Origin of the sequence: Streptomyces griseoloalbus (genome assembly GCA_014650015.1) — a bacterium.
GTDB lineage: Bacteria > Actinomycetota > Actinomycetes > Streptomycetales > Streptomycetaceae > Streptomyces > Streptomyces griseoloalbus.
This window is the reverse complement of record BMUD01000093.1, coordinates 1-823: the sequence shown is the minus strand read 5'-3', so window position 1 is coordinate 823 and position 823 is coordinate 1. Positions and strand designations below refer to the sequence as shown.

The 823-nt window shown below is 42.6% G+C and carries 2 protein-coding genes; both read left to right on the top strand.

Annotation, left to right across the window (positions count from 1 at the left end; genetic code table 11):
• Window positions 1-112: 112 nt before the first annotated feature.
• The gene (locus IE178_RS37120; RefSeq protein WP_193515076.1) at window positions 113-463 is read left to right on the top strand and encodes an ISAon1 family transposase N-terminal region protein; all 351 of its coding nucleotides are present in this window, start codon (window positions 113-115) and stop codon (window positions 461-463) included.
• A 10-nt stretch (window positions 464-473) separates the two neighbouring features.
• The coding region (locus IE178_RS37115; RefSeq protein WP_193515075.1) for a transposase at window positions 474-823 on the top strand (350 nt) is incomplete at its 3' end.

The following is an 823-nucleotide window of genomic DNA, read 5'->3' as shown; positions in this document are numbered from 1 at the left end:
ATCTGCGAAGCTGAATGTGTGGTAAGTTTTTAGCCATCCATGATTAAACGGCTCAGCGGAAATTTCTGGTTGTTAAGTTTTAAAATTAGCTACCTTTGCTTACCTTTGTTTTATGAAACCCGAACGACTCCTTCGTGCCATCCTTCCGGATGTGCTTATAGACAACTTTGATATTGTCAATTTCGACAAGAGTGCTGACCGTTTTGATATTTATCTTGATGAAAAAAAAGTTCAGCTAAAAGAAGATAAGACCAACCCGGATATCATATCCTATGGTTTTGGTGAGTACCGTACAATCCAAGACTATCCTATTCGTGGTCGCGCCACTTATCTCCATGTTCGTAAACGTAAATGGCTTGACAAGTCTTCCAATGAAATCTTCAGCTATGACTGGGATTTATCCGAATTTGACGGTACACGGCTCAATTCTGAGTTCGTTTCTTTTTTAAAAGAAGCAGATTGAATCTACTCCTGTGAGCATCTGTGTGCTTGCGGAACGTTATGGCGTAAAAGGGCAGACTCTTCGTAAACAATACAAGGAGAAAATCAGTGATTACCGGAACTGGGACCAACTCGAACATGCGCATGACTACCTCCTTTATCCTGAAAACATTGGAGAAAACCTTTCTTTGGATGAAACTTGCCTGAGCAATGGAGATGTTTATACGATTCTGACCAATAAAGCAGCCAAAGGCCGTAAGGGGGCTTTAGTTGCAATGGTTCGTGGAGTGGCCACAGATGCGGTAAGCGGAATCTTGCGCAGGCTTCCGCACCGGAAACGGCTGTCTGTCAAGACTGTCACTACAGATTTATCTTCAGCCAT

Bases quoted from the DNA above. Each gene is read 5' to 3' on its own strand.
- IE178_RS37120 (WP_193515076.1), top strand. From the start codon at position 113: ATGAAACCCGAACGACTCCTTCGTGCCATCCTTCCGGATGTGCTTATA.